The sequence below is a fragment of the Plectonema cf. radiosum LEGE 06105 genome, assembly GCF_015207665.1.
GTDB lineage: Bacteria > Cyanobacteriota > Cyanobacteriia > Cyanobacteriales > Nostocaceae > Rivularia > Rivularia radiosa_A.
Genome location: NZ_JADEWL010000296.1, coordinates 1 through 1,842 on the forward strand (window position 1 = coordinate 1; position 1,842 = coordinate 1,842).

Consider the following 1,842-nt stretch of genomic DNA (forward strand, 5'->3'; position numbering starts at 1 on the left):
GAGTGGGGGAGTGGGGGAATGAGGGCGTCAGTTACGAAACTAATAAATAGTAATTTTATATGAGTAATAATCAAGAAAACTATACTAATGAATCCGTAGATCATGAATTAACTCCCGAAGAGGAACTGGAAATATCGGGATATCAACCCGAACAAGTAGCTTTAATTGACCAAGAATTTTTAATTGAACGAGATAACGAGCAAGCAGAAGCGCAATCAGGAAGTGAAAATCCTTTAATTAGGTTTGCGATAGCGAAGCGCTGCTGCAAGCAGATCGCGTCTTTGTTAGTTGGTAGCGTTATGACTTCCGCTTGGATGATTTGGTCAATTTTCTTTGCTCCTAAAGCAGTTGTTAAAGCTCCTGTACTAGAACCAACACCAACAGTTTTAGCTTATAAAGAAAGTGATGAAGCTGCACGTCTAAAAGCTGAATTAGCGCTACGCAACCAAGCAAGTCGGGATATTGAAGAATCTCCACCAGTAACACCACCTCCACCAAAGCTCAATAAATCTGTGAGAACAGTTCGTAAACCGAGACAGACTAAACCCAGAATCATCCGGGAAAAAGTTCCATCACCACCAAGAATTATTCGAGAAACAGTACAATTACCACCAAAAATTATTCGAGAAACAGTGCCAGTCAAATTACCAGTATTAGCTAACAATAAGAGTGCTTCCCCTGCTCCGACTCGAACGAACATTGAAAAAATAGACCCCTTCGAGCGTTGGAATCAACTTGCGACTTTGGGACAACAAACAACATCTCTGAATAACAAAAATTGGACACAAGATAATCAATCATTTGAACAAGCACAGTCATTACCAAATCAATCTGAAAGTGGAAATGTCACTGAAAACGATTATATTCATTCAAATTCAGAAAAGAATTCATCTCCAGTTATTTTTGCTAACGCTTCTAATAGCGTAAGGAAAGAAGTGAAAGAACCCCAAGCATCTACTACGTCAACAGTTGAATTTAATAGTAATAATAATTCAAACAGAAATCAAAAAGAAATTCCAACACCAGGGGAATTAGGTATTTTAAATCGAACTCCTGCCCTATCTTCCCAAGAAACTATTACCGCTTCTAATTCTCCAATTCAAGTACAAATAGGTACGAGCGCAGAAGCATCAGTTTTAGTACCAATAATTTGGAGTGAGGAAGATGAAAATCAGGAACGCTTTGCAGTCGAACTACAAGAAGACGTTTTATCTATAGATAAACGTATTGCATTATCAAAAGGAACGATTTTGATTACAGAAATAAATTCAGTTTCCAAGATTAATAAGCTTGTTAAGCAAACCGTTGTTGCAGTTGTTTATAAGGATTCTGCTGGTAGGATTCAACAACAAGCAATACCTAAAAATACAATTTTAATTCGAGGAGAAAATAATAAACCTTTAACTGCAAAATCTATCTCCGATAAAGGTCGCGTTGCACAGCAAGATATTTTAATCGGATTATTGGGTGCAGCAGGTCGCGCTGGGGAAATATTTAATCAAAATCAAAGTCAATCTTCGACAGTGATTTCAAATGATGGTTTTAGTAGTCAGACATTTAATACAAAAGCTAGTAAACCAAATGTCTTAGCCGCAGCTGTAGAAGGATTTTTCAAACCTATGTCACAACGATTAAGTCAACGTGCGAATAAAGCTTCTAACGAAATTATGAATAGTCCTGATGTTGCTATTGTACCTGCGGGAACGAAAGTCTCGGTTCTTTTTAATAACTTCTTTGAGATTGGAGGGGAGGAGGGGAGGAGTGGGGGAAAGGAGGTGAAAGAGTTATAAAGAAATAATCACTTTTCTTGGTAACAATCTCGCTTATTGAAGATTCATTCAT

General features: G+C 37.5%; 1 protein-coding gene. It reads left to right on the forward strand.

What is annotated here, in order from left to right:
• Window positions 1–59 precede the first annotated feature (59 nt).
• A complete protein-coding gene (locus tag IQ247_RS32070; protein ID WP_193926226.1) occupies window positions 60–1,790 on the forward strand; it encodes a TrbI/VirB10 family protein in 1,731 nt (576 codons plus the stop codon).
• Window positions 1,791–1,842: the final 52 nt, after the last annotated feature.